This window comes from Streptomyces sp. 17_S59, assembly GCF_056930295.1.
Map to the genome: position 1 here is coordinate 628,733 of NZ_JBXOWD010000001.1, position 26,161 is coordinate 654,893.

A 26,161-nucleotide genomic window follows, 5' to 3' on the forward strand; every position below is an offset into this window, starting at 1 on the left:
CCCGGACCAGCAGCTGTCCCGGCCGCAAGCAAGTGCGGCCGGGACAGCGGGCTTTCAGCTCCGCCGGGAGCCGACGGGGCTCAGCAGTACGGTCCGCCGGGCCGGGGTGCCGGCCGGGGGCGGAGCCATATGAAGGAGGCCGTGGGCAGTGTGGTGCCCGGCCGCGCGGTTGTCGGGGGTGATCGCAGTGGGCCGGGTCTTGGCGCACTTGTTCAGCTCGTCCTGGGTGAGCGGCCCGCTCCGCTGGTAGAGGCGGTCGGAGCGGCCCTTGGAGGGGGCGTCGAAGATGGCGAAGAGGCGGTACCGGCCGGTCTCGTAGTTGGTGGTCTGGGTCTCGTCGACGATCTGGGTGAACTTGCCTTCGAGCCGCTCGCGCGCGGCCTGCAGCTCGATCCAGCTCAGCTCGCCCGGCTGGAGGGTCAGGGTGACGTCCCTGGGCCGGGTGGCGTCCCAGGACCAGGGGTATTTGGCGCTGTCCTCGAAACGTTCGGCGACGAGGTTCCTGAGGCCGTCGTAGTTGTCTCCCGCCTTTCCGGGGATGGGGACGCCGGGGAGATCGCTGTAGCCGGGCAGGGTGAACTTCATGGACCGCTTGTCCACGATGCTGTTGCGGGTGCAGTTGACGGCGGCCTCGTCGACGACCTGGGCGCGGTCGAAGTAGGAGTGGGTGGCCCAGGGATAGACGTCGAACGTGCACGCCACCTTGCCGCCGGCACAGGTGCTCACGGCGTTGGCCAGCGCTGTCTTGTTGTTCCCCTGGTATGCCCGGGCCGCGGGCAGGGCGGTCTTGTCGGAATTGGTGTCGTACTCCGCGGGGTCCTGCGAGGCCCGCACCTTGGCGATCATGGGGCCGCAGTTGCCCCAGCTGACGGGGGCGGGGGACGTGAAGGTGATCCGCGGCTCGTTGTCGGGCGCCGTGAAGGTGACGGACTTCGGCGTCCACGTCGGCGTTCTGGGCTGCTGGTTACCGGTCTGGAAAGTCTTCTTCTGGTCGGTGCCGCTCCCCCAGCCGAGCGTGTAGGACTGCGGCTTGCCGTTCTGCTCGGTCGGGCAGGCGCTGTTCGTACTGGAGCTGTCCTCCCAGGTCAGCTCGACCTCCGCGCCCGCCCGCACGTCCCACAGGCGCGTCGAGAGGACTCTGGCGTTGTCCGGGCCGTGCAGGTTGGCGGCCTGAAGCTTGTCGTCCCGAAGGGCATAGGGCGCCGGAACCGTCCCCCCTCCCTTCGCGTTGCCCTCACCCCCGTCCCAGCCCCACGGGGTTGCCCACGTCCAGGCGTTCTCCCCGGCCTCCCTGGTGCTCGGCTTGGCGAAGTCCTGATTGACCACGGGCACCACCACTTCGCGCTCCGCATAGGCGGACTGCGCGGCAGTGAAGGGCAGGAGCAGAGCCAGCGCACCGCCCACGGCGGCCGCGACCCGGGTCCTGCCGCGTCTTGCGTCCATTCGGTCTCCTTTCGTACGTCCTGGTGCACGCCGGGGACGACGTGCACCAGGACGCTTTCGGGGTGTCGCGCCGCCGGTCCGGGCGCGGTCAGGGGCCGGGCCGACGCACGCAACCGTCCGGCTCGTAGACGTAGAAGTAGTCCTCCTTCTTGAACACCGGGGCCCCGGCGTTCGGGAGGTTGCAGGTGATCGACGTCGCCGCCCCCGGGGTGGTCTCCCGCTGTCTCTCCTTGAACGTGCCGATCGTCGTCTTCTCGTCGCTGATGCCCTTCTTGGACTCCTGTCCGTCGGTCGCCACCTGCGTCAGGCAGGCGTTGCCCGTGGCGTCGACGTTGTTGTTCGGCTGGCAGCGCGTCATTTCGGCCTTGTTCGCCGTGCCGCCGCCGCACGCCGGAAGCGGTGAGGGGCTGGAGGCCGCGCAGGGGTCCTTGTCCTTGGCCGGCCCACAAGCCGTGCCGGGGTTGTCGCCTTTGCACGGGTCCGCGCCGGGGGGATCCGTGCTCCGGCTGACCGGCACTTCGGCCTGCACGGGCTGACCGGCCCGGGCCGACTGGACCGACCAGGGCAGTGCGAGGGCCAATACGGCCCCGAGGGTCGCCATGACCCACATTCGCGCGAGTTTTCTCTGCACGCCGTCTCCTTCCGGAACTGAACTGATGGACCTTTCCATCGTCAACTGGGCAGCAAATCCCCGCGAGTTGTCAGAACGAGGGATGCGCCATCCGAGGAGAAAGCAGCATGCGCCGGTCCCGGCGCATTACTGGGGGTACCTGAAGTACACGCTTCTGAACTCGTACTCCGGCCCGGTCTGGGTGAACTTGCCGCCGGGCGGCACGCTCTGCACCTGGTCGCCCTGGCAGGCGTCCTTGCTCCACAACTGCGCTTCCGCAGTGGTGTTGTTCTCGACGATTCCCCGGGAGCGGAAGAGCGTTTTGCAGGTGCCCTCCCTGGGGTTCTCGATGGTTTTCCGTACGTCGTTCGTGCCGTCGTAGCGGTTGTAGCCGAACACCCCGGTGGCCGCCTGCGAGGCCGGCGGAAGGGAGCAGGTGAGCACGCCGGCCGCGGCGAGCGCGCCGAAGGTGCGCATCAAACGGCGCATGGGAGTCTCCTTGTGCTGTGGTCAAAGCAGTGGATTTTTCCGGTACTTGATCCGGAAGCGGCACACCCGCAGGCGCCGCCGAAAGGGGAGCCTGCGGGTGCGGAAGATCCCTGTGCCAGGCTCAAGGCCCGGTGTTCGGGTTGGCGGACCCGGCGACCGGCGTGATTTTGAACTGCTGCCCGCCATTGGGCCATTGACTGGGGTTGTTGCAGGGCATCTGGCGCACCTCAGTGCCGTCGAGATTGTTTCCCTGGTAGACCTCAAGACATTTGTCGGCGAATGTCCTGATCGTGTACACGTCTCCGTTGACCTGCTGGAGGCGGAAGCGCTGGCTGGGCTGGTCGATGATGCAGCTGTTCTGGACCACGGAACGATCCGAGTCCTGCATCCCGTACGCGATATCAAGACACTTCTGCGGCGTCGGTGTCCTGAGTACCACATCAGGGCTCTTCGGATCGATCGTGAAGCGCTCGGTCTGCAGCAGACCACCGGTCGTACACGGTTCGATCTCCAGCTTGCCGCCGTCCGCGACGCTGTCCCCCGCGATGCGCAGGCACTTGCTGTTGTCGTAGTTGGTACCGGCCGGTCTGATCACGACCGTGCCGTTCGGCTCGGGCGTCATGAGACGGGCGGTGGCGAACGGCTCCGCGGCGACGCTCGGCGCGGGCATGAGCGCACCGGTCACGGCGGCCACCATCACCGCCACGGCTTTGAGGAATCTCCGGAGAACCCGGCGGGTTCGCATACCGACACTCCTTCCGGTCGCGGACTCGGGCGGACCGCGACCGAAAGGAAGGTGACCGGCATTCCGGGCTATTTATCGACCTATGGGGCAAGCTTCACTCGGCCGTATCAATAGGATTTACCGATTGGCCTACGTAGAGCTTTGTCGACACTTCGGGCCTACGTCAGCGGGTCCCAGGTGCCGCCCGGGCCGTCGGCGTCGGCGAACCACGTCGGCCCGTCCCCGCCCGCCTGCTTGATCCGCTTCACGGCGAACTCCTCCATCTCCGGAAGGGCGTCCACGGAAAACCAGCCGACTTCCAGCGACTCGTCGTCGTTCACCCGGGCCTCGCCGTCGACCGCGCGGCAAAGAAAGCAAATATCCATGAATTGACACACATCACCATTGGGGTAGGTGATGGGTTTCAGCGCCTCGACCAGCAGGACGCGCTCCGGCACGCACCGGATCGCCGTCTCCTCGAAGACCTCGCGCACGATCGCCGAGGCGGGCTGCTCGCCCGGCTCGGGAATGCCGCCGATGATCGACCACTGGCCGGTGTCGGCGCGCTTGCCGAGCAGCACACGGCCCCGGTCGTCATGGACGATCGCGCTCACGCCGGGCATCCACAGCAGCCGTTGGCCCGCGACGTCGCGGATCTCTCGAATGAAGTCGGGAATGGGCATGCGCCGAGCCTAGTGGGCCCGGCGCAGGGGAGGAAAAACCACCGAGAGGGAGAACCGCCAGGTCAGGCCGATGCCGGGCGCCCGCCGAGGCGCCGCATGCGGTCACGGATGACGCGGACGGCCGCCTCCGCGTCGTCCACGGTCACCGTGAACGTACGGCCGTCGCCGAGCCGGACCACGAAGCCCTCGCCGCGCCGCACGACCACCGCCGTACCCTTCTCCGGACGCCAGCGGTAGCCCCAGCCGCCCCACTGGCGGGGGGTGACGCGTGGATCGAAGTCGGCGTCGACGACATGGGAGAGCGGGATCCGCGTGCGCGGCACACCGATGTGGCCGCAGCGCACCTCGAGGGCGTCCTTGTCGACCCGTACGGCCACATGGACGAAGGCGATCGTGCCGTAGAGCATCAGCAGCCCGGCCGCGACGCAGCCCACGACCGCCATCACCAGAGGGGCCAGCCCGGACGTCCACGCGCTGTCGACGGCCAGCTCGATCCCGAGGGCCAGGCAGGCGGCCCCGGCCGCGGCCATGAGCCACTGGACGCGATTGGTGGCGCGCCCGGTCCAGACGGTGGGCGCCGCGCCCGGCGCCTCGTCGCCGTCCCGGCCGCCCTGCGCGTCCTCGTGGCCCTGCGGGCCCTGGGAGTGGTCCCTCATACCGGGCAGCCTACTCACGTTCCGCCACCGTGGCAGGCGTGCTGCGCGGAGCAACCCGAACGGAGTGCGTCAGGTACGCAGCGCGCCCACGGGCGGCAGCGAGCGGCCCTCGGGGTAGGACAGCGCGGCCGGCCCCAGCTCGGCCTCCCGGCCGCGGAAGAGCACGGTCAGGCCGCCCGTCGGCGCGGCATCGGGGGCGGGCGCGGCGCCGATGCGGCGGAGCGCCTGGGCGACGACGGCCGGGGCGGAGCCGTACAGCCGCAGCGGCGGCAGCGACGCGTTCCGGCCGGCCTCGACGGCCTCGCGAATGCGCTCGGCGACCAGCTCGTAATGGGTGCAGCCCAGGACCACGCCCCGTACATCGCCCGGCGTCCGCGCCGCGGCCGCCTTGATCGCGGCCTCGACGGCCGCCTCGTCGGCCCGCTCCACCGCGTCGGCGAGCCCGGGGCAGGCCACCTCGGTAACCTCGACGCCGGAGGCGAAGTCGCGGATCAGGCCGTGCTGGTAGGGGCTGCCGGTGGTGGCCGGAGTGGCCCAGATGGCGATGGGGCCGCCGTCGGCCGCGGCGGGCTTGATCGCGGGAACCGTGCCGATGACCGGAATCTCCGGCTCCAGCTCGGCGCGTATCGCGGCCAGCGCGTGGACGGAGGCGGTGTTGCAGGCGACGATCAGCGCGTCGGGGCGGTGCGCGGCGGCGGCGCGGGCGCAGCCCAGTGCGTGCTCGGTGACGTCCTCGGGGGTCCGGGGGCCCCAGGGCATGCTCGCGGGGTCGGAGGAGAGGACGAGATCGGCGTCGGGCCGCAGCCTGTGCGCGACGGCGGCAGCCGCCAGTAGTCCATTGCCGGAGTCCATGAGCGCGATCTTCACCCCGTTACTTTAATCGATCCGGTCGTCCACCGACCCGGCGCACGGCCCCGCCGCCCGGGACACCGCTGCGCGCCCGTGGCCGTTTCCGCCCCCGTGCAGGGCTCCGGTGCGGCAGACTGCGGCGGGTGAGCGTGCTGACGTGGATCACCGTCGGTTCCCTGGCCGCATGGGTCTGGCTGCTGCTGGGGCAGGGCTTCTTCTGGCGGACGGACGTCCGGCTGCCCGGCCGCACGCCCCCGGCGGACTGGCCCCCGGTGGCGATCGTGGTGCCCGCCCGGGACGAGGCCGGGGTGCTGCCGTCGAGCCTGCCGTCGCTGCTGGCCCAGGACTATCCGGGGCGGGCGGAGGTCTTCCTCGTCGACGACGGGAGCACGGACGGCACCGGGGAGCTGGCCCGCGCGCTGGCGGACCGGCACGGAGGCCTGCCCCTGACGGTGTCCTCGCCCGGCGAGCCGCCGCCCGGCTGGACCGGCAAGCTCTGGGCGGTGCGGCACGGCATGGAGCTGGCGCGCGCCGGGACGGCCGCCGAGTACCTGCTGCTGACGGACGCCGACATCGCGCACGCACCGGACGGCCTGCGGGAACTGGTCGCGGCGGCCCGCGCGAACGGGCTGGACCTGGTGTCGCAGATGGCGCGGCTGCGGGTGGCCGCCTTCTGGGAGCGGCTGATCGTCCCGGCCTTCGTGTACTTCTTCGCCCAGCTCTACCCCTTCCGCCGGGTCAACCGCCCGGGGGCGCGGACAGCGGCGGCCGCGGGCGGGTGCGTGCTGCTGCGCCGGGAGGCGGCGGAGCGGGCCGGGGTCCCGGACCGCATCCGGCAGGCGGTGATCGACGACGTGGCGCTGGCCCGTGCGGTGCAGCGCTCCGGGGGCCGCATCTGGCTGGGGCTGGCGGAGAAGGTGGAGAGCGTACGGCCGTACCCGGGGCTGGGCCCGCTCTGGCGGATGGTCTCGCGCAGCGCCTATGCGCAGCTGCTGCACAGCCCGCTGCTGCTGGCGGGGACGGTGGCCGGGCTGGCGGTGGTCTACCTCGTGCCTCCGGTGGCCGTGATGGCGGGTGCGGCGGCGGGGAACACCGCGGTGCTCGCGGCGGGCGCCGGGGCGTGGGCGGTAATGACGGGGACGTATCTGCCGATGCTGCGCTACTACCGGCAGCAGCCGTGGCTCGCCCTGCTGCTGCCGTTCACCGCGCTGCTGTACCTGCTGATGACGGTGGATTCCGCGGTGCAGCACCACCGGGGCCGGGGGGCCGCCTGGAAGGGGCGCACGTACACACGGCCGGAGGCCACGTCCTGAACCGGCCGGGGCGGCGGCCGGGGCGCGGCCGCCGGGTCACTTGCGGCCGGGCGTCCAGTTCAGGCCCCAGCCGTAGGCGCGGTCGAGCGTGCGCTGCGGGCTGATCCCGCGGTCCGGCACCAGATAGCGGGCCTCGCGCTGGACGACGAGGTCGCCGCCGTTGTTGGTGATGAGGGCGAGGGCGCAGACGTTGGAGGGCACGGTGCACTCGTCGAGCGAGAACTCCACGGGCGCGCCGTGCTGGGGGTGGAGGGTGACGGTGGCGTGCAGCCCGGCGAAGCTGCGGGCGCCCTCGTAGATGGTGACGAAGACGAGGATGCGGCGGAAGTCGGCGATGTGGTCGAGGTTGACGGTGAGGTTCTCGCCGGATTCCACGGCGCCGGTCCGGTCGTCGCCGTCGAGGTGGATGTAGGGCGGCCGGTGGACCGAGCCGAAGGAGTTGCCCAGCGCCTGCACGACGCCCTTGGTGCCGTCGCTCAGCTCGAAGAGGGCGCCGAGGTCGAGGTCCAGGTCGGTGTGGAGGGCCATGGCCTTCCCCAGCCGCTGCCCCCAGCCCGTGAACTGCTTCTGGACCTGCCAGTTGAGGTTGACGCGCAGAGTCCCGGAGGTGCCGCCCTGCTTGGCCAGGGAGACGGCCGGGGCCTCCTTGGTGAGCGTGACCTTGGTGAGGCGTACGGGCCGGGGGGCGGGCGGCGCGGCCGCGGGTACGGGCGCAGGCGCGGGAGGGGCGGCGGGCGGCGCAGGGGCAGGAGCAGGAGCCGCAGCGGGAGCGGGAGCCGCAGCAGGGACGGGAGCCGGCGCGGCGGCAGGAGCCGGAACCGGGGCCGGTCCGGGGTCGTCCACGGTGATGCCGTAGTCGGTGGCCAGCCCGGCGAGTCCGCTGCCGTAGCCCTGGCCCACGGCCCGGAACTTCCACTCGCCCTGCCGCCGGTACAGCTCACCGAGGACGAAGGCGGTCTCGACGGTCGCGTCGCTGCTGTCGAAGCGGGCCAGTTCCGTGCCGCTGGCCGCGCCGACGACGCGGATGTGGAGCCCGGGCACCTGCCCGAAGCTGCCGCCGTCCGCGGAGGCCGCCAGGACCACGGTCCCGACGTCGGGCTCGACCGCGGCGAGGTCGACGGTGAGGGTCTCGGTGACCGCGCCGTCGGCGGGGCTCCTGCCCTCGTGCCGGACGGCGCCGGAGGCGTGCACCGGCTGGTTGTAGAAGACGAAGTCGGCGTCGGAGCGGACCCGGCCCGCGGTCAGCAGGAGCGCCGAGGCGTCGACGTCCGGCACACCGGGGCCCGTGCGCCAGCCCAGTTCGATTCGCACGACCTGTTCGGCGATCCGAAGATTGCCGCCTTTGGCCATCCCCATGCTCCACCCCTCCGAAATGAACCGGTCTTTACACGATTCCAACGTACCTGGCGACCGTTTTTCCCGGGTTCGCTCTGATTGGTAATCGGCAGCCCCTGGGAGCACCGCAAACAACCCGGATACCGGGCTCCCCAACCGACACACCATGGGCTTAACTTATGGGCTATGACCTCCCCCCGCAGCACCTACGGCGGTGGCTACTACGCCTCGTCGTCCTTTCCGGACACCCCCATCTACGACAGCCTCGTCGCCGAGCGCGGCACCCCCCAGATCGCGCCGATCCGGGTGTCCTCCCCGTACGACTTCGGCAGCAGCAACTTCGGCGGGCCGGGCGGCTTCGGAGGGGGCGGCAGCAATCTGCCCGCGCTGCCCGCCCTGCCGTCCGGCCCGTCCTCCCACCCGGCGCCGCAGGCCGCCCCCCAGCAGGGCTACGCCGCGCAGGCCCCGCAGTACGGCGGCCAGCCCTCCCCCGCCCAGCCCGCGGGGCTCCAGCAGGCGCCCGCCCCGTACATCCCGCAGCAAGCCGCGGCGCCGCGCGGCGGCTACCCGGGCCCGCAGCAGGCGCAGCAGCGTCCGTCGTCGGCGTCCATGAACCCGGCGGGCTTCGACGCGATGCGCCCGGCCACGCCCCGCCCGAATCCGGCGCAGTACGAGGACCCGTACGGCAGCCGCCCCTATCCGGACCAAGGGGGCTACTGACCGCCTTTCCGGCGGGGAACCGCAACCCCGGCGGATCCGGTCGGATTTTCCCGGCCAACTGTCATATCCGGCTGGCAAGATGGCTGCATGTCCAATCCTGCCGTGCCGTCCGGTCCCGTCGTCGAATCCATCCACTTCTATCCGGTCAAATCCCTGGCGGGGTGTGCGCCCGACCAAGCGCACGTGGAGCCGTGGGGGCTCGCCGGGGACCGGAGGTGGATGGTCACCGAGGCCGGCGGCCGGTTCATCACCCAACGGCAGCAGCCGCGGCTCGCCCTGGCCTCGGCGAGCCCGCTGCCGGGCGGCGGCGTCCGGCTCGCCGCCCCGGGGGCCGAGGCGCTCGACGTCACCGTGCCCGCCCTGGAGGACCAGGGCGGCACGCTGACGGTGGAGCTGTTCAACGACAAGGTCGAGGCGGTGCCCGCGGGGGCGGAGGCCGGCGCCTGGCTGAGTGCCTACCTGGGGGTGGAGGCCCGGCTGGTGCACATGGACGACCCGGCGCAGCGCCGCCCCGTCGACCCGCTCTTCTCCCTCCCCGGCGAAACCGTGAGCTTCGCGGACGGATTCCCCCTGCTGGCCACCACGACCGCCTCGCTGGACGCGCTCAACGCGCTCATCGCCGAGGGCGACCACCCGGCGGAGGGGCCGCTGCCCATGAACCGCTTCCGGCCCAATGTGGTGATCGACGGCACCGCGCCCTGGGCCGAGGACGGCTGGCGGCGGCTGCGCATCGGCGAGGTGACCTTCCGGGTCGTCAAGCCGTGCGGGCGCTGCGTCGTCACCACGACCGACCAGCACACGGCCGAGCGCGGCAAGGAGCCGCTGCGCACCCTGGCCAAGCACCACCGGGTGGGCAAGCAGCTGGTGTTCGGGCAGAACCTCATACCCGAGCACACCGGTGTGGTGCGGGTGGGGGACGCCGTCGAGGTCCTCGGCTGAGCCCTCCCGGGCGCGGCCGTGTCCGTTACCGTCGCCTCCCGCGTCAACGTGCCGCCGTGGCCGACATCCACCGGGGGTGATTTTCCTCTCTCCGCCGTCTTCCTCCGCATGCGATGCCCTGTGTGAGGTATTTACGGACGCGTAAGGGGGTGAGCCGTGGGCACCGTGCGCGCGACGGGCTTCGTATGGCGGTGGCGGCGCAATCCGCTGCGGCGCCGGAGCGATGTCCTCGAGACCTGGGCGGGAGTGGTCGCCGTGGTGCTGATGCTGCTCGCCGGCCCGACCCTCGGCTGGGCGGCGGGCTCGCTGGCCCACGGGGCGCTGCGGGAGGTCGTCCGCGAACAGCAGCTCCACCGGCACGAGGTGGAGGCCGTCACCGTGGGGGCCGAGCCGGACGGCGGGTCCGGCGCCGAGCGCGAGCCGTCCGTCGGCCGGGAGGCGTACCACGGGGTCGTGGCCCGCTGGCGGGGGCCGGACGGCAGGGAGCACACGGGCCTGGTGGCCGCCCGTCAGTACACCGTGCCCGGGGAGCGGTTCCCGCTGTGGACCGACGACCGGGGCGAGGTGGCGGCCCGTCCGATGGACTCCGCCACCGCGCACGTCCACGCGGTGCTCGCCGGCGTCGGCACGGCGGCGGCGGTGGCCGGGCTGCTGGAAGGGGTGCGCCGACTGGTCGTCTGGCGGCTGCGCCGGAGCCGGTACGCCGAGTGGGACCGGGCCTGGGAGCGGGCCGGGCACACCTGGGGCCGGGCGGGCGCGGGAAGTTGAGCTACGGACCCGAGCGGCCGACTCCTGTGTCCCGTGCACGCTACGGTGGTGCGGCCGGTACTCGTCCGTCCCGTACGGACGCACACACGAGGTGGGGGCACAGCAGCACCATGGCACAGGGCTCGGTCGAGGTGACGCACACCGGGACGTCGCGCTGGAGGCGGCGCACGGGAGAGTACGACTCCCTCGCGGCGGCCCTCGCGGCGGCGCAGGACGGGGACGTGCTGGCCGTGGCGCCGGGCACCTACCGGGAGAACCTGGTCGTCACCCGGGCCGTCACCCTGCGGGGCGCGGACGGCACGCCCGGCTCGGTGCGGATCGCCCCGACCGAGGGCGTCGCCGTGACCGTGCGCGGTACGGCCACGCTGCTGGGCCTGCGCATCGAGGGGCACGACGCGGCCGCGCCGGCGCTGCTGGTCGAGGGCGGCTCGCCGGAGCTGGACGGCCTGCGGATCGCGACCCGCTCGTCGGCGGGGATCGAGGTGCGGGGCGCCGGGGTGCGGCCGACGGTGCGCCGCTGCACCGTCGAGAATCCGGGCGGGGTCGGCATCAGCGTGCTGGACGGCGCGAGCGGCGTCTTCGAGGAGTGCGAGGTGGTGGCCGCCGGCCAGTCCGGGGTCGCGGTGCAGGGCGGGGCCGAGCCGCGCCTGGAGCGCTGCCGGGTGCACCACGCCCGGGGCGCGGGTCTGTCGCTGACCGGGGAGGGCAGTGCCCTGGAGGCGGTGGGCTGCGAGGTGTACGAGATCAGGGGCACCGGTGTGCAGGTGGCGTCGCGGGCGGCGGGGCGGCTGTCCGACTGCCGGGTGCACCGCACGTCCGCGGACGGCGTGACCCTGGACACCGACGCGGTGCTGACCCTGACCGACTGCGACATCCACGACGTCCCGGAGAACGCGGTCGACCTGCGCTCGCGGTCGGTGCTGACGATGACGCGCTCGGCGGTGCGGCGCTTCGGGCGCAACGGCCTGTCGGTGTGGGACCCGGGCACGCGCGTGGAGGCCGAGCGCTGCGAGATCCACGAGAGCACGGGCGACTATCCGGCGGTGTGGGTGAGCGACGGAGCGAGCGCCGTGCTGAACTCGTGCCGGGTGCACGACGTGCCGGACGCGCTGTTCGTCCTCGACCGGGGCTCGCAGGTGGACGTCACCGACAGCGATCTGTCCCAGGTGCGGGGCACCGCCGTGTCGGTGAGCGGCGGTGCGACGGTGCAGCTCGCCGACTGCCGCATCCGGGAGGCCACGACCGGGGTGTGGTTCCGCGGCCACGGCAGCGGCGGCACGCTGGCGGGCTGTGCCATCGACGCGACGTCGACGGGCGTCATCGTCACCAAGGGCGCCGACCCGGTCTTCGAGCGCTGTGCGGTGACCTCGCCCAAGGAGGCGGGCTTCTACGTGTCCGCGGAGGGCCGCGGCACCTTCGACGGCTGCCGGGTGACGGGCAGCGGCGGCTACGGCTTCCATGTGATCGACGGCTGCCGGGCCACCCTGACCGGGTGCCGTACGGAGCGGTGTGCGCGCGGCGGTTACGAGTTCGCCGAGGAGGGCCCGGTCGGCCGGGGCTGTACGAGCGACGAGGGCGCGCCCGGGGGCCGGGCGCCGGGCACGGCCGCCGTGCCCGCCGTGGCGACGGCCGGACGGCCCGCGGCCCCGCCGGCCGCAGTGCCGGTGCCGCGCTCCCCCGGCACGGGCGGGCCGGTGGACGACGGCCGGTCCTCCCGGACGAGCGCGGCGGTCCTGGGCGAACTCGACGCGCTGGTGGGCCTGGAGAGCGTCAAGCGCGAGGTCAGGGCGCTGACCGACATGATCGAGGTGGGGCGGCGGCGCCAGGAGGCCGGGCTGAAGGCCGCGTCCGTCCGCCGTCATCTGGTCTTCACCGGCTCCCCCGGCACCGGCAAGACCACCGTGGCCCGGCTCTACGGCGAGATCCTGGCCGCCCTGGGCGTGCTGGAGCGCGGCCATCTGGTGGAGGTGTCGCGGGTGGACCTGGTGGGCGAGCACATCGGCTCGACCGCCATCCGGACCCAGGAGGCCTTCGACCGGGCGCGCGGCGGGGTGCTCTTCATCGACGAGGCGTACGCGCTGTGCCCCGAGGACTCGGGGCGGGACTTCGGCCGTGAGGCCATCGACACGCTGGTGAAGCTGATGGAGGACCACCGGGACGAGGTGGTGGTGATCGTCGCCGGGTACACCGCCGAGATGCAGCGCTTCCTGACGGTGAACCCGGGGGTGGCCTCGCGCTTCTCACGCACCATCACCTTCGCCGACTACGCGCCGGACGAGCTGCTGCGCATCGTGCGGCAGCAGGCGCAGGAGCACGAGTACCGGATCGGCGAGGGTGCGGCCGAGGCGCTGCTGGTGTACTTCGGGGCCATTCCGAAAGGCCCGGCGTTCGGCAACGGCCGGACGGCGCGGCAGACCTTCGAGGCGATGGTCGAGCGGCACGCGGGCCGGGTGGCCCAGCTTGCCGCGCCCAGCCACGACGACCTGACGCTGCTCTACGCCGAGGACCTTCCGGAATCCTGACGGCCCGGAGGCGTCAGACGGACCACTTCTCCTTGATCGTCTGGATCTCGCCCTTGGAGTTCAGCGTGATGTCGTAGACGTTGTTGAAGCAGGCAAAGGGCTTCTTGACGTTGCTGTGGTCCTCGCTGAGGCAGCCGTCGACGTGCATGTCGAAGTCGTGCTTGCTGACGGGCTTGGTCTTGCCGGGGCCGTCGCTCAGGGCGAGTTCGGGCTTGGCGTCGGGGGCGAGCTTGTAGTGCTTGGAGTCGCCCTCGCCGCCGTAGATCCAGTCGTTGGGCGTGCAGTGCGGCTGGGCCGTCTGGGCCTCGAAGCCGCTGTCCGCGTCGCGCATCAGCTTGATCTGGATGATGCTGTGCCCGGCGGGCAGGACCGGCTTCTTGCCACCGCAGTCGTACTTGTCGGGGTCCGCGTCGCCGCCCTTGCTCGCCTGGGCGGACGGCTTCGCCGAGGAGCCCGAGCCTCCCGAGGTGCCGCCGGACTTGTCGTCCGGCCCGCAGGCCGCGAGCCCGCCGCCGAGCGCGGCCACGAGCGCCAGCGTGCTCACCGATCGTCGAATGGAGCGCATGTCGAATCCCCCGTTGTTGCCAAAGAACTTTGTCGTGGTCATGCTTGATCGACGGTGTGTTCTACACCAGCGGCTGGGCAAAGATCCAATCGACGGCCCGGGCCCGGGGGAGCCGGGCCGTCCCCGGTGTCGGTGGCGCGTGGGAGGATTGCGCCGCGCGGTGGGCGGCGGACGGTGGGTGACGGACGGTCGGAGGGGACGGGCCGGGTGGGCGACAACCAGAATCTCCTGGCGGAGCAGCGGCGCGCCCTGATCCTCGACGAGGTCAGGCGCCGCGGCGGGGTGCGGGTCAACGAACTGACGCGGCGGCTGAACGTCTCGGACATGACCGTCCGGCGCGACCTGGACGCGCTGGCCCGGCAGGGCGTCGTGGAGAAGGTGCACGGGGGCGCCGTGCCGGTCATGGAGGCGACCACGCACGAGCCCGGCTTCGAGGCCAAGTCCGCCCTCGAACTCAGCGCCAAGGAGGACATCGCACGGGCGGCGGCGCGGATGGCCGTGCAGGGCAGTGCCATAGCGCTGGCCGGCGGGACGACGGTCTACGCCCTGGCCCAGCAGCTGGTGGACGTCCCGGACCTGACGGTAGTGACCAACTCCGTCCGGGTCGCCGACGTGTTCCACAGCTCCCAGCGTTCGATGACGGCCTCGGGCCCGGCGGCCCGGCCCGGTGCCGCGACGGTGGTGCTCACGGGCGGGGTGCGCACGCCGTCGGACACCCTGGTCGGCCCCGTCGCGGACGCCGCCATCCGCTCGCTCCACTTCGACGTGCTGTTCATCGGGGTGCACGGGATCTCCGTGGAGGCCGGGCTGTCGACGCCCAACCTGGCGGAGGCGGAGACGGACCGTCACTTCGTGCGTTCCGCGCGGCGGGTCGTGGTGCTCGCGGACCACACCAAGTGGGGGACGGTGGGGCTCAGTTCGTTCGCCACACTGGACGAGGTCGACACGCTGGTGACGGACGCGGGCCTGCCCGCCCGGGCGCGTGCGGAGATCGCCGAGCGGCTGCCGGAGCTGGTGGTGGCCGGCGGGGGCGCGGACGGCGCAGACATCTGACGTACGGCGGGCTACCGTAGGCGGAGCCCGGTCGCTCCGCCGAGCCCATGGGGGTTCCTTCGATGACACGTGGACGGCACGGTTTCCGCCCGGTGGGGCTGGAGTTCTCCGACACCGCACCCCTGCGGTTCGCCTTCACGGCCCGGATGGCCGCCCCGCCCGCGGACGTCTACCGCGCCCTGGCCGAGGAGGTCGAGGCGTGGCCGCGCTGGTTCCACGCGGTCACGCTGGCGCGGCCCGTCGAGACCCGGGGGAACCGGGGCCGGGAGATCAAGCTGGTGGGCCTGGTCGGCTTCACCGAGACGGTGATGGCGGCGGAGCCCGGCGAGCGCTACGCCTACCGGGTCGACGAGGCGAACGTGCCGGGGATCCGCGCGCTGCTGGAGGACTGGCGGCTGAGCCCGGCCGGGGGCGGCACGGTCGTCGAGTGGCGGTTCGCGGCGGACGCCCCGCCTCCGGGCCGGCTGGCGCTGGGGCTGGCCAAGCCCGGTATCGGCCGGGCGTTCCGGAACGCGGTACGGGCCCTCGACCGGCGGCTGTCGGGCGTGTGACCGGCCGGCGCCGGGTCAGGCGGGCCAGCGGCCGGTCGCCAGGAAGGCGTCGATGGCCATGGCGTAGGGCTGGATGTCCAGGCCCTGTCGGGCGAGCCACGCGTCGGAGTAGTACTTGTCCAGGTAGCGCTCGCCGGGGTCGCAGATGAGGGTGACCACGCTGCCCGCGTGCCCCTCGCCGACCATCTCCGCGACGATCTTCAGCGAGCCCCACAGGCCGGTGCCGGTGGAGCCGCCCGCCTTGCGGCCGATGGCCCGCTCCAGGGCCCGTACGGCCGCGACGCTCGCGGCGTCCGGGACCTTCATCATCCGGTCGATCGCGGCCGCCAGGAAGCTGGGCTCCATGCGCGGCCGGCCGATGCCCTCGATGCGGGAGCCCCGGTCGCTGGTCGCGGCCGGGTCGCGGTTGCGCCAGCCGTCGAAGAAGCAGGAGTTCTCCGGGTCCGCCACGCACACTCGGGTGTCGTACTGCATGTAGCGGGTGTAGCGGGCGATGGTCGCGGAGGTGCCCCCGGTGCCTGCGGTGGCGACGATCCAGGCCGGTTCGGGGTACCGCTCCCGGCACAGCTGGCTGTAGATCGACTCCGCGATGTTGTTGTTGCCCCGCCAGTCGGTGGCCCGTTCCGCGTAGGTGAACTGGTCGATGTAGTGGCCGCCGGACCGCTCGGCGAGGGCCGCCGCCTCCGCGTACATCGCCCTGGGGTCGTCCACGAAGTGGCACCGCCCACCGTGGAACTCGATCAGACGGCACTTCTCGGTGCTGGTCGTGCGCGGCATGACGGCGATGAAGGGGACGCCGATCAGCTGGGCGAAGTAGGCCTCGGAGACGGCCGTCGAGCCGCTGGACGCCTCGATGACGGCGGCCTCGGGGCGGATCCAGCCATTGCACAGCCCGTAGAGGAACAGCGAACGGGCCAGCCGGTGCTTGAGGCTGCCGGTCGGGTGCGTCGACTCGTCCTTGAGATAGAGGTCGACGCCCCACTCCTCGGGCAGCGGGAAGCGCAGCAGATGGGTGTCGGCGGAGCGGTTGGCGTCGGCCTGCACCTTGCGCACCGCCTCCTTGAGCCAGGCGCGGTAGGCCGGGTCGCTGCGGTCCACGTCGATGGTGCGGGCCGGGCCCGCAGGGGGTTCCGCCGTGCCGTTCACAGGCCGCTCCTCGTGCCGTCCGTCCGGGCCGATGGGGATCAGCCGGACGTTTCGATCATAAGTGGGCACTGGTGTGTCGGCCCCCTCGCGGGCAGACTGCGCACCGGAAGGACGATTCGGCCGGAGAGGCGGTGCGCCGTGACGGAACCGGAGTTCAACGCGACAGGAGTGCGGATCGAACGAGCCCGCCGCTCCCTCACCCGGGCCGGCCAGGTGAAGATCCAGGACGGCCGGCTGGAGCTGCTGACCAGCTACGGCCGGGAGATCGACAGCGCCCCCGTGGACTCGGTGCGGGCGGGCAAGCCGTGGTTCGCCAACCGGGACCGGGCCAGGGCCACGGTGAACGGCACCCGGTACGTCCTCACGCTCGGCGGGCGCGACTCCGCCGCCGAGGGCGCCGGGGCGGCTACGGTCAGCCGCTTCCTGGAGGCCGTGCGCTCGGCGCACACCGGCAGCGCCAAGGGCTGAAGGGTGCAGGAGTTGCGAAGGCGGCCGGGAGAGTCGACCCTTGACTCGTACCGGCTTCACTGACGGTCCATCGGCGGTCACGCACGGGACCGGTTGCCGCCGAGCGCAACGCGTATCTGAATCAGGCTAGCCCTACTTCTTCAGGGAGTCGCAGCCGTGATCAGCCGAGTGAACAAGCACTGCACCGTAGAGCTCCAGGCCCTGCCGCCACGGATCCGGCAGGTCCGCAGAATCGTATCTGCACAGCTGCGCTACTGGCATCTGGATTCGCTCATCGACTCCGCGGCGCTCTGCGTCACCGAGCTGCTCACCAACGTCCACCAGCATGCGCAGCCGGACAAACGATGCACGGTCGACATCGACCTGTTGCTGGATCAGCTCACGGTCTCGGTACGGGACCACGACCCGCGGCTGCCGGCCATCGGCGACGCGGATGTGGCCAGCACGCATGGCCGGGGGCTGGCGCTGGTCGCGGCGGTGAGTTCCGGCTGGGGCGTGAAGGAGCGCCCGGACGGCGGAAAGGTCGTCTGGTTCACGCTCCCCGTCCCGTCGACGGCGCCGACGACGGCACCGGTACTGGTGCGTTCAGCGGAGCCAGCGGTGGTGTTCGAGCGCCGGGCGGTGCGGTCGGTGGTGCCGGGCTGAAAAAGCCAGCCCGTCCGGCGTTTGAGGACCGGGGGTCCGGGGGCGGAGCCCCCGGCTTCGGGAAGGGGCGGGATCGGGGAAAGAAAATCCCGCCCCCAACCGTCACCCCAGCATCGCCAACGGATCATCCAGCACCGGCTGCCACGCCGCCTCCGCCGCCCCGATCAAGCTGTTGTAGTCGAGCGAACTCGACAGGATCGGCACGCTCCCGCTGCGCCCCCACAGGCTGCGGTCCGCCACCACCGCCCGCAGCCGTTCCGGGTCGGCCTCCAGGAGTTCGCGGTGCAGGCCGCCCAGGACGATGCGGTCGGGGTTGAGGATGTTCACCAGTCCCGCCAGCCCGAGCCCCAGCCGGTCGACGATCAGCTCGGCCGCGGCCCGTACGGACGGATCCGCGTACTCCGTGCGGAGCAGGTCCCGGGACTGCTGGAGGAGCGAGACCGCGGGACCGGGCGTGCGGCCCGCGGCGGTGAGGAAGGCGAGCGGGTCGGTCTCGACGTCGAGGCAGCCGCGGCTGCCGCAGTGGCAGGGCAGGCCCGCGGGGTTGACGGTGAGGTGGCCGACCTCCAGGGCGAGCCCGGAACTCCCGGTGTGCAGCCGCCCGTCGAGCACGAGCGCACCACCGACCCCCCGGTGCCCGGTGGCCACGCACAGCAGATGCCGCGCGCCCCGGCCCGCCCCGTGCCGGTGCTCGGCGAGGGCGGCGAGGTTGACGTCATTGCCTGCAGTGCCGGTCAGGAGCGCGCCGGAGGGGCCGGTCACCGAGAACTTGGCGAGGGCCTCGGTGAACAGCTCGCGCACCGGGGCACCCACGGGCCAGGACAGGTGCAGGGGGTTGAGGGCGGTGCCCTCCGGCTCGGCGACCGCCGACGGCACCGCGAGCCCCGCCCCCAGGCAGGTCCGCCCGCTCTCGCGCAGCAGCCCCGCACCGGCCTCGACGACGGCGTCGATGATGTGCGAGGGGTCGGCGGGCACGGCCATGCAGCCCGGCGCGGTGGCGACCATCCGTCCGCCGAGCCCGACGAGGGCGGCCCGGTAGCCGTCGGCGTGGATCTGCGCGGCGAGGACGACGGGCCCCTCCGGCGCGATCGAGAGCCGGTGCGAGGGACGCCCCTGGGAGCCCGCGGCGGCCGTGGGGCGCGCATCGACCTTGATCAGGCCGAGCGCCTCGAGCTCGGCGGCCACCGCCCCGGCGGTCGCCCGGGTCACGCCGAGTTCCGCGGTCAGCACGGCGCGTGTGGGGGCGCGGCCCGTGTGCACGAGCTCCAAGGCCGGGCCGAGGGCGCCGCGGCCCCGCTCCAAACGTGTTGTCCGAGTCTGGGTCACGCCTCTATTCTGACTTTGTGCCGACGCTAAACAAAATACGGACGGCCATTCGGCGGGGTCAGCATCCGGTTCCGGACGCCCCCGCCCTGCGCCGCCTCCGTACCGCGCTGACCATGTTCTTCGCCCTCGACGGCTTCCTCTTCGCCGGCTGGGTCGTCCGCATTCCCGCGATCAAGGAGCAAACAGGCGCCTCCGCGGGCGCACTCGGCCTCGCGCTGCTCGGCGTGTCGGGCGGCGCGGTCGCAACCATGATGATGACCGGGCGCCTGTGCCGCCGCTTCGGTACCCACCCGGTGACGGTGGCCGCCGCCGTGCTGATGTCCCTGTCCATCGCCCTGCCGCCGCTCACCGGCTCCGCCCTGGCCCTAGGGCTGGTCCTGCTCCTCTTCGGCGCGGCCTACGGCGGCCTCAACGTGGCCATGAACAGCGCCGCCGTCGATCTGGTCGCCGCCCTGCGCAGACCGGTGATGCCCGGATTCCACGCTGCGTTCAGCGTCGGCGGGATGCTGGGGGCGGGGCTCGGCGGGCTGGTCGCCGGACAGCTGTCCGCCACGCGCCACCTGCTGCTGCTGACCGTGCTGGGCCTCGTCGTGGCAACGGCCGCGGGCCGGGTGCTGCTCTCGCATCCGGCGCCGCAGGCGCCCGCCCGCCCGGCCCCTTCCACGCCCGCGAAAGGCGGCCGGGCCTCCGGCCGCGAGCGCAAGCTGGTCGCCGTCTTCGGCCTGATCGCCCTGTGCACCGCCTACGGTGAGGGGGCGCTCGCGGACTGGGGCGCGCTCCATTTGCAACAAGACCTCTCCGCACGCGCCGGTGTCGCGGCCGTCGGCTACTCGGCCTTCGCGCTCGCCATGACCGTCGGACGGCTCTCCGGCACGGCCCTCCTCGAACGGCTGGGCCAGACGCGGGTACTGGTGTACGGCGGCGTCGCGGCAGCGCTGGGGATGCTGATCGGGTCGCTGGCGCCCACAGTGTGGGCGGCGTTCGCCGGCTTCGCGCTCACCGGCCTGGGCCTGGCGAACATCTTCCCGGTCGCGGTGGGCCGGGCCGGCGAGCTGACGGGGCCCGGCGGAGTGGCGGCCGCCTCCACGTTCGGCTACGGCGGCATGCTGCTGGGTCCGCCCGCGATCGGCTTCCTGGCGGACTGGTTCTCCCTGCCGGTGGCGCTGACCACGGTGGCCGGACTCGCAGCCATGGCCGCACTGATCGCATACGCGACGCGCGGGGTGACGCGGGGCGCTGTCAGTGGCGACTGACACGATGGAGGAATGGTCGGCAAGGTGAGTCCGGAACCGGACGAGTGGCGGTGCGCCGGGCTGCGCTGGAGCGCCTCGGGCCCGGCGCTGCTGTGGCGGCATCCCGGGCGCGGGGAGCGGCTGTCGCCCCTGCCGCCCGGCAAACCGCTGGCCTTCACAACGGGCGACCGGCGCTGCGTGGGAGTGCGGAGAGGCGGCCGCCACACACCCTGCCAGACCAGCGCGGAAGTGCCGGCGACAGCCGTCTCGGCACAGTGCGCGGAATGCGCGCGGCTCGACAGATCCCACTCGGTGGCCGCCGACACGGCGGCCGACGACCCGCGCCCGTACGACGTCTACCTCGCGTGGTTCGCTCCCGGCCTGATCAAGGTCGGCATCACCGCCACCGAGCGGCAGGGGGCACGGCTCCTGGAACAGGCCGCGCTGTCCTACGCCCTGCTGGGCCGCGGCCCGCTGATGGCGGCGCGCCGGTCGGAGGCGGTGCTGGGCGCGGCGCTGGCGGTGCCGGACCGCTTCCCGTACGCGGCGAAGCGCTCGGCCCGCCACCCGACGCCGCCTCAACAGCTCCGGGAGAACGAACTGGCCGCACTCCACAACCAGGCCATAAACATCCCCGGCCTCCCGGAGTCCCTGACAGTGCTCCCCTTCGCCCCAATACACCACGACGCAGCGTTCCACCTGGACCGACTGCAACAGCACCACGGCGTGGTCGTCCCGGCAGCCCAATGCACGGTGGCGGGCAGGGTAGTCGCCGTAACGGGCCCGGACATCTACATGGCCACGCCCGACGACCGCCTCCTGCTCCTGGACGCCCGAAAACTGACCGGCTGGTCCCTCAAGCCGGCAGCCCCGGACTCCCGAACCACAGCAGAGATACAACCCCCCACCGAGGAACCCGAGCCGCTGTTCTGAGTCAGCCGCGCCGTCCGTCCACGGCAGACAAGGCGCGCCGTGCCACGGGGTGCGTCCGCACGATCTCCGCAAGGGTGGTCGAGCCACGGGTGATGCGCGCGAACGCGTGCCACGCGGGCCGGAACCCGGTGACCGCGGCGTGGATGAGCCCGGGCCGGCGCTCGAAGACCGTGAGCATCCGGCGCCCCACGCCCATCTCGACGCCCAGCCCCGCCTTGATGGCGAAGGCGTAGTTGAGGGCCTGGCGCCGGGCGTCGACGGCGTCCTGCGCCTCGGCGATCCGCACCGCCCACTCCCCCGCCAGGCGCCCCGAGCGCAGGGCGAAGGAAATGCCCTCCCGGGTCCACGGCTCCAGCAGCCCCGCCGCGTCACCGGCCACGATCACGCGCCCCCGCGACAGAGGGGAGTCATCAGCCCGGCACCGAGTCAGGTGCCCGGAGGAGATACTCGGCTCGAAACCGGACAGCCCCAGCCGGGCGATGAAGTCCTCCAGGTAGCGCTTCGTGCCCGCGCCGTCCCCGCGCGCCGAGATCACCCCGACAGTCAAAGTGTCACCCTTGGGGAACACCCACCCATAACTGCCCGGAATCGGCCCCCAGTCGATCTGAACGCGCCCGGCCCAGTCCTCCGCAACGCTCGCAGGCACCGGAATCTCCGCCTCCAGGCCGAGGTCCACCTGCTCCAGCTTCACACCGACGTGGGCTCCTATCCGGCCCGCGCTGCCGTCGGCGCCGACGACGGCGCGAGCGTGCAGGACGCTCCCGTCACCGAGCACCACGGCCACCGTGCGCCGGTCGGGCACGGCCGGACCGTGCTGCTCGACCCGGGAGACGGTGACACCCGTCCGCACCTCGGCACCGGCGGCCCGGGCCACCTCCACCAGCCCGGCGTCGAACTCGGGCCGGTTGATGAGCCCGAAGAGCATCCGCTTGGACCGCCGGGTGCGCGTGAGCTTTCCGTTCAGCGAGAAGGTGACGGCGTGCACCCGGTCCCGCAGGGGCAGCTCGAAACCGGGCGGCAGCGCGTCGCGCGAAGGGCCGATGATGCCGCCGCCGCAGGTCTTGTACCGGGGCAGCTCGGCCTTCTCCAGCAGCAGCACCCTGCGGCCGGTCGCCGCAGCAGCGTGTGCGGCGGAGGCTCCGGCGGGCCCGGCGCCCACCACCACGACGTCCCACACGTCCCCGCCCGTCTCCCGGGCCGCGTTGTCGCTGCTCACCTGTGCTTCTACTCCCCATTGATCACCGGCTACGGTCCGCATCCTACGACCCACGGCCGGACACCCCGGCTGCGGGAAGGCGCCCATGGGGTCCATGGGAGGATCGGAGTCACAACCGTCCGTACACACGAACACAACGCCGCGCCCACAAGGAGCGTTCCATGAACACGTCCTCGATCCCGCAGCCCGACCCGGCCGCGCTCGCGACGACCGTCGCCTCGCTGCAATCCCGTGCCAAGGCCGAACTGGCCGAGCTGGTGGCCTACAAATCGGTCGCGGACGAGGCGCAGTTCCCCAAGAGCGAGTGCGAGGCGGCCGCGAACTGGGTGGCCGGTGCGCTCCGCGCCGAGGGCTTCGAGGACGTGGCCCTGCTCGACACCCCCGACGGCACGCAGTCGGTCTACGGCTACCTCCCCGGCCCGGCCGGCGCCCCGACGGTCCTCCTGTACGCGCACTACGACGTGCAGCCCCCGCTGGACGAGGCCGCCTGGATCTCCCCGCCCTTCGAGCTGACCGAGCGCGACGGCCGCTGGTACGGCCGCGGAGCCGCCGACTGCAAGGGCGGCTTCATCATGCACCTGACCGCGCTCCGCGCGCTCAAGCAGCACGGCGGCATCCCCGTCGGCATCAAGATGATCGTCGAGGGCTCCGAAGAGCAGGGGACGGGCGGCCTGGAGCGCTACGCCGAGGCGCACCCGGAACTCCTGACGGCCGACACCATCGTCATCGGCGATGCCGGCAACTTCCGCCTGGGCCTGCCGACCGTGACGGCGACGCTGCGCGGCATGACCTTGGTCCGCGTGCAGGTGGACACCCTCGAAGGAAACCTCCACTCCGGCATGTTCGGCGGCGCCGCCCCGGACGCCCTGGCCGCGCTGATCCGCGTCCTGGACTCGCTCCGCGCCGAGGACGGCTCGACGACCGTCGCCGGCCTCGAGGCGAGCGGCACCTGGGAGGGCCTTCAGTACCCGGAGGAGAACTTCCGCCAGGACGCAAAGGTCCTCGACGGCGTCTCCCTCATCGGCTCGGGCACCGTCGCCGACCGCCTCTGGTCCCGCCCGGCCGTGACCGTCCTGGGCATCGACTGCCCGCCGGTCGTCGGCGCGACGCCCTCCGTCCACGCGAGCGCCCGCGCACTGATCAGCCTGCGCGTCCCGCCGGGCATGGACGCAGCGGAGGCGACGAAGCACCTCATCGCCCACCTCGAGCAGAAGACCCCCTGGAACGCCCGGGTCACCGCGGACCAGGTGGGTCAGGGCCAGCCGTTCCAGGCGGACACCTCCAGCCCGGCGTACGCGTCGATGGCCGAGGCGATGCGCATCGCGTACCCGGGCGAGGAGATGCAGGCCGCGGGCATGGGCGGTTCGATCCCGCTGTGCAACACTCTGGCTGCGCTCTACCCGGAGACGGAGATCCTCCTGATCGGCCTGAGCGAGCCGGAGGCCCAGATCCACGCCGTGAACGAGAGTGTCTCGCCGCAGGAACTGGAGCGCCTGTCCCTGGCGGAGGCCCTGTTCCTGGTGAACTACGCGAACAGCAAGCGCTAAGAAGGAACCGGCCCGCAGCCGCCGTCCGGCAGGGCGGGGGCGGGGCGGGAGGGCCCTGGCAGGGGCGTCAAGCGGTTTCGTGGGCAGTGCCGAGAACCCAATGCAACACGGGCAAGCCCACGAAATTGCAGCCCCAGAAGGGCCCTCCCGCCCCGCCCCCGCCCCCGCCCACCGGCGGGTGCGCGCCCCCCACGGCGGGAGGCGCACCCCCACGGCGGGACGCCTACGTCAGATCAGCCCACAGGAACCCCAGCCTCAAGGTTCAACGCCCGCCCCCGCTCCCGCGCCCGCAACGCCCACCGCAACCGGCTCAGCCGCACCGGCGGCAACATGGCCGAGGCTTCCTCCTCCGTGACGAACCGCCACCCCCGCAGTTCCGCCCCCGGAAGCAGCAGCCGCTGCGCGTCCGCCCCGGTCAGCCGCCCACCATCAAAAAGAAAGCGCAGCCCGCCGAAACCGGGCGGCTTGGGCGGCTCCCAGTCGACGACCAACAGCCTTGGCACGGAGGTCAGTTCGATGCCGATCTCCTCGGCCACCTCCCGCATGCCGGCCCGCGCAGGCGCCTCGCCCGGCTCCACCACACCACCAGGAAATTCCCAACCGGGCTTGTACGTAGGGTCGACAAGAAGCACCCGATCATGCTCATCAAAGAGCAGAACCCCGGAGGCGAGAGTCTCAGCCTTGGGCTCGGGAGTCTGCACGATCGAACAGACCCCGGCCGAACCGGTACGCACAGCCTCGGCGACGCACTCGGCGGCCTCACGGGGCGTCAGCGGCCCACTGTCAACAACAAAGGCATCACCCTCGAGCCACGACAAGGCCTCCCGATACGGCGCGATGTGCTCCCGAGCCCACCGCCGAACCGACTCACTCCGCGCAGGGTCGCCCGGAAACTCCACCCGCCCGTCGATCCGCGCCCGCAGGATCGTTTCATCGGCGGTCAGCAGCACATGCCGCACACGGATCCGGCGCGACGCGAGCCCCCCGAAGATCTCGTCGCGGTACTCCTGCCGCAAGAGCGTCATGGGCACCACGAGCACCCCACCCAGCTCGGCGAGCATCGCGGCGGCGGTGTCGACGACCATCCGCCGCCAGATGGGCAGCTCCTGGTAATCGCCAACGCCGTTCATTCTCCCGGACGGCAGCAGATACCGCAGCGCACCGCCGGTCACTTCGGGATCGTAGAGAGCACTGCCCGGGATGAGTTCGGTCAGCTCCTTGGCCGTGCTGGTCTTCCCGACACTGAACGCACCGTTCAGCCAGACGATCACGGTTCCCCCTCCTAGGTAGCCCCCGCTGCGGCACCCTGCCCGGAAAGCCGGAAACCAACCCCGGAAACCGACCCCGGGCACAGCATCCGCAACACCTTGCCACGGAAACGTGTACGAGCGGCATGGTGCCCGGTGCCCCCCGCCCGGTCACCCGCCCGCGGCAGCCCCCCACAACCCCAGCTCCTCCGCGGCGGCAGCCGCGGCACCCACCAGCCCCGCGTCGGAGCCGAGCCGGGCGGGCAGCACCTCGACGCCGGAGACAAAAGAAAGCGTCGCGTAATGACGAAGCCACTCCCGAAGCGGACCGAAGAGGACGTCACCGGCACCGGCAACACCCCCGCCTATGACCGCGACGTCGATCTCGACGAGCGTCGCCGTGGCAGCAATACCCGCCGCGAGAGCCTGCGCAGCCCGCGCAAAAGAAGCAAGCGCAACGGGGTCCCCGGCTCGCGCGGCCGCCGCCACACCCGCCGCGCTCGCGTCGCCGTCCGGCCCGGGACGCCAGCCGCCCTCGACGGCACGGCGGGCGATGTTCGGCCCGCTGGCGATGCGCTCGACGCAACCGCGACCACCGCACGCACACAGGTCACCGTCGAGATCGACACTCACGTGACCGATATGCCCGGCATTGCCGGTAGGCCCGGTATGCAGACGCCCGCCCAGAACGAGCCCGCCGCCCACCCCGGTGGAGACGACCATGCACAACGCGTTGTCGCGCCCCCGCGCAGCACCCTGCCAGTGCTCGGCAGCAGCCATCGCCACGCCGTCGCCGACCAGCACGACCGGAAGCCCGCCCGTGAGCCCGGCCACCTCGGCGACCAGCGGAAACCCCCGCCATCCGGGCACGTTGACGGGGCTGACGGTCCCTCGGCCGGCGTCGACGGGCCCCGCGCTCCCGATGCCCACGGCCCGGACCCGGGACCAGTCGGCCGACCCGGTCAGCTCGCGGAGGACGGCGGCAACGGCGGCCATCACGGTCGCCCCGTCCTCCCCCGCCGGGGTCGACCGCCGGGCGCGCACGAGCAGCCGCCCGCTGCCGTCCACCAGCGCCCCGGCGATCTTGGTGCCGCCGATGTCGAGAGCGGCGACGAGGCCGCCGGGGTCGTTGTGCACGGTGACGTTCTCTCCTGGTCCTGGGGCGGGGATCCCGGATGGCC

Annotated in this window: 26 protein-coding genes; 12 read left to right on the forward strand and 14 right to left on the reverse strand. The window is 72.4% G+C overall.

Features of this window, described 5'->3' with window-relative positions; genetic code table 11:
• Positions 1-54: 54 nt before the first annotated feature.
• From AC1Z4A_RS02500 to AC1Z4A_RS02530, 7 genes are all read right to left on the reverse strand, one after another.
• Complete coding sequence (locus AC1Z4A_RS02500) at positions 55-1,443, reverse strand: hypothetical protein (RefSeq protein ID WP_483676166.1); 1,389 nt, start codon at positions 1,441-1,443, stop codon at positions 55-57.
• A gap of 88 nt (positions 1,444-1,531) precedes the next feature.
• Complete coding sequence (locus AC1Z4A_RS02505) at positions 1,532-2,074, reverse strand: hypothetical protein (protein WP_483676167.1); 543 nt, start codon at positions 2,072-2,074, stop codon at positions 1,532-1,534.
• A gap of 126 nt (positions 2,075-2,200) precedes the next feature.
• Entirely contained in the window at positions 2,201-2,542 is a 342-nt protein-coding gene (locus AC1Z4A_RS02510) for a hypothetical protein (protein WP_483676168.1), read from the reverse strand.
• A 121-nt stretch (positions 2,543-2,663) separates the two neighbouring features.
• Positions 2,664-3,287 (reverse strand): RICIN domain-containing protein, encoded by a 624-nt coding sequence (locus AC1Z4A_RS02515; RefSeq protein ID WP_483676169.1) that lies wholly within the window; start codon positions 3,285-3,287, stop codon positions 2,664-2,666.
• 158 nt (positions 3,288-3,445) lie between these two features.
• Positions 3,446-3,949, reverse strand: a complete 504-nt coding sequence (locus tag AC1Z4A_RS02520; RefSeq protein ID WP_483676170.1) for an NUDIX hydrolase — start codon at positions 3,947-3,949, stop codon at positions 3,446-3,448.
• A 62-nt stretch (positions 3,950-4,011) separates the two neighbouring features.
• Positions 4,012-4,605, reverse strand: coding sequence for a hypothetical protein (locus AC1Z4A_RS02525; protein ID WP_483676171.1), 594 nt, complete (start codon positions 4,603-4,605; stop codon positions 4,012-4,014).
• 69 nt (positions 4,606-4,674) lie between these two features.
• Positions 4,675-5,472, reverse strand: coding sequence for a glutamate racemase (locus AC1Z4A_RS02530; RefSeq protein WP_483676172.1), 798 nt, complete (start codon positions 5,470-5,472; stop codon positions 4,675-4,677).
• 134 nt (positions 5,473-5,606) lie between these two features.
• On the opposite strand from AC1Z4A_RS02530, the gene AC1Z4A_RS02535 reads away from it, so the two are divergent.
• Positions 5,607-6,767 (forward strand): glycosyltransferase, encoded by a 1,161-nt coding sequence (locus AC1Z4A_RS02535; protein ID WP_483683482.1) that lies wholly within the window; start codon positions 5,607-5,609, stop codon positions 6,765-6,767.
• 36 nt (positions 6,768-6,803) lie between these two features.
• Here the strand turns inward: AC1Z4A_RS02535 and AC1Z4A_RS02540 are convergent, their stop codons facing one another.
• A complete protein-coding gene (locus AC1Z4A_RS02540; RefSeq protein WP_483676173.1) occupies positions 6,804-8,123 on the reverse strand; it encodes a TerD family protein in 1,320 nt (439 codons plus the stop codon).
• Positions 8,124-8,288: 165 nt separating this feature from the next.
• Between AC1Z4A_RS02540 and AC1Z4A_RS02545 the strand changes: the two genes are divergently transcribed.
• The 4 genes from AC1Z4A_RS02545 to AC1Z4A_RS02560 all read left to right on the forward strand — a co-directional run bounded on the left by AC1Z4A_RS02545 (position 8,289) and on the right by AC1Z4A_RS02560 (position 13,051).
• Positions 8,289-8,822: a DUF6643 family protein gene (locus AC1Z4A_RS02545; RefSeq protein ID WP_483676174.1), complete on the forward strand. Its 534-nt coding sequence runs from the start codon at positions 8,289-8,291 to the stop codon at positions 8,820-8,822.
• Between the two features lie 87 nt (positions 8,823-8,909).
• Complete coding sequence (locus AC1Z4A_RS02550; RefSeq protein ID WP_483676175.1) at positions 8,910-9,761, forward strand: MOSC domain-containing protein; 852 nt, start codon at positions 8,910-8,912, stop codon at positions 9,759-9,761.
• Between the two features lie 156 nt (positions 9,762-9,917).
• Positions 9,918-10,529, forward strand: coding sequence for an Rv1733c family protein (locus tag AC1Z4A_RS02555; RefSeq protein WP_483676176.1), 612 nt, complete (start codon positions 9,918-9,920; stop codon positions 10,527-10,529).
• A 110-nt stretch (positions 10,530-10,639) separates the two neighbouring features.
• On the forward strand, positions 10,640-13,051 hold the full coding sequence (locus AC1Z4A_RS02560) for a right-handed parallel beta-helix repeat-containing protein (RefSeq protein ID WP_483676177.1): 2,412 nt from the start codon (positions 10,640-10,642) through the stop codon (positions 13,049-13,051).
• A 13-nt stretch (positions 13,052-13,064) separates the two neighbouring features.
• On the opposite strand, the gene AC1Z4A_RS02565 is transcribed toward AC1Z4A_RS02560, so the two are convergent.
• Positions 13,065-13,658 carry a hypothetical protein gene (locus AC1Z4A_RS02565; RefSeq protein ID WP_483676178.1) on the reverse strand — a complete coding sequence of 198 codons (594 nt, stop codon included), beginning with the start codon at positions 13,656-13,658 and terminating at the stop codon, positions 13,065-13,067.
• Between the two features lie 165 nt (positions 13,659-13,823).
• On the opposite strand from AC1Z4A_RS02565, the gene AC1Z4A_RS02570 reads away from it, so the two are divergent.
• Positions 13,824-14,669: a DeoR/GlpR family DNA-binding transcription regulator gene (locus AC1Z4A_RS02570; protein ID WP_483676179.1), complete on the forward strand. Its 846-nt coding sequence runs from the start codon at positions 13,824-13,826 to the stop codon at positions 14,667-14,669.
• Between the two features lie 62 nt (positions 14,670-14,731).
• Positions 14,732-15,220: an SRPBCC family protein gene (locus AC1Z4A_RS02575; RefSeq protein ID WP_483676180.1), complete on the forward strand. Its 489-nt coding sequence runs from the start codon at positions 14,732-14,734 to the stop codon at positions 15,218-15,220.
• Between the two features lie 15 nt (positions 15,221-15,235).
• Here AC1Z4A_RS02575 and cds1 read toward each other — a convergent pair whose 3' ends face one another.
• On the reverse strand, positions 15,236-16,366 hold the full coding sequence (gene cds1, locus AC1Z4A_RS02580) for an L-cysteine desulfhydrase Cds1 (protein WP_483676181.1): 1,131 nt from the start codon (positions 16,364-16,366) through the stop codon (positions 15,236-15,238).
• A gap of 138 nt (positions 16,367-16,504) precedes the next feature.
• On the opposite strand from cds1, the gene AC1Z4A_RS02585 reads away from it, so the two are divergent.
• Together AC1Z4A_RS02585 and AC1Z4A_RS02590 are read left to right on the forward strand one after the other, a co-directional pair.
• Positions 16,505-16,834 carry a hypothetical protein gene (locus AC1Z4A_RS02585; RefSeq protein ID WP_483676182.1) on the forward strand — a complete coding sequence of 110 codons (330 nt, stop codon included), beginning with the start codon at positions 16,505-16,507 and terminating at the stop codon, positions 16,832-16,834.
• A gap of 156 nt (positions 16,835-16,990) precedes the next feature.
• Entirely contained in the window at positions 16,991-17,479 is a 489-nt protein-coding gene (locus AC1Z4A_RS02590; RefSeq protein WP_483676183.1) for an ATP-binding protein, read from the forward strand.
• 102 nt (positions 17,480-17,581) lie between these two features.
• Here AC1Z4A_RS02590 and AC1Z4A_RS02595 read toward each other — a convergent pair whose 3' ends face one another.
• Complete coding sequence (locus AC1Z4A_RS02595; protein ID WP_483676184.1) at positions 17,582-18,805, reverse strand: ROK family protein; 1,224 nt, start codon at positions 18,803-18,805, stop codon at positions 17,582-17,584.
• Between the two features lie 17 nt (positions 18,806-18,822).
• Between AC1Z4A_RS02595 and AC1Z4A_RS02600 the strand changes: the two genes are divergently transcribed.
• A complete protein-coding gene (locus AC1Z4A_RS02600; RefSeq protein WP_483676185.1) occupies positions 18,823-20,058 on the forward strand; it encodes an MFS transporter in 1,236 nt (411 codons plus the stop codon).
• A gap of 24 nt (positions 20,059-20,082) precedes the next feature.
• Entirely contained in the window at positions 20,083-20,970 is an 888-nt protein-coding gene (locus AC1Z4A_RS02605; protein ID WP_483676186.1) for a DUF2797 domain-containing protein, read from the forward strand.
• A gap of 1 nt (position 20,971) precedes the next feature.
• On the opposite strand, the gene AC1Z4A_RS02610 is transcribed toward AC1Z4A_RS02605, so the two are convergent.
• On the reverse strand, positions 20,972-22,186 hold the full coding sequence (locus AC1Z4A_RS02610; RefSeq protein ID WP_483676187.1) for a geranylgeranyl reductase family protein: 1,215 nt from the start codon (positions 22,184-22,186) through the stop codon (positions 20,972-20,974).
• A gap of 161 nt (positions 22,187-22,347) precedes the next feature.
• Between AC1Z4A_RS02610 and AC1Z4A_RS02615 the strand changes: the two genes are divergently transcribed.
• Entirely contained in the window at positions 22,348-23,733 is a 1,386-nt protein-coding gene (locus AC1Z4A_RS02615; protein WP_483676188.1) for a M20/M25/M40 family metallo-hydrolase, read from the forward strand.
• Positions 23,734-23,966: 233 nt separating this feature from the next.
• Here the strand turns inward: AC1Z4A_RS02615 and AC1Z4A_RS02620 are convergent, their stop codons facing one another.
• Positions 23,967-25,004: an NUDIX hydrolase gene (locus tag AC1Z4A_RS02620; RefSeq protein WP_483676189.1), complete on the reverse strand. Its 1,038-nt coding sequence runs from the start codon at positions 25,002-25,004 to the stop codon at positions 23,967-23,969.
• A 147-nt stretch (positions 25,005-25,151) separates the two neighbouring features.
• Positions 25,152-26,117 (reverse strand): ROK family protein, encoded by a 966-nt coding sequence (locus AC1Z4A_RS02625; protein WP_483676190.1) that lies wholly within the window; start codon positions 26,115-26,117, stop codon positions 25,152-25,154.
• Between the last annotated feature and the right edge of the window lie 44 nt (positions 26,118-26,161).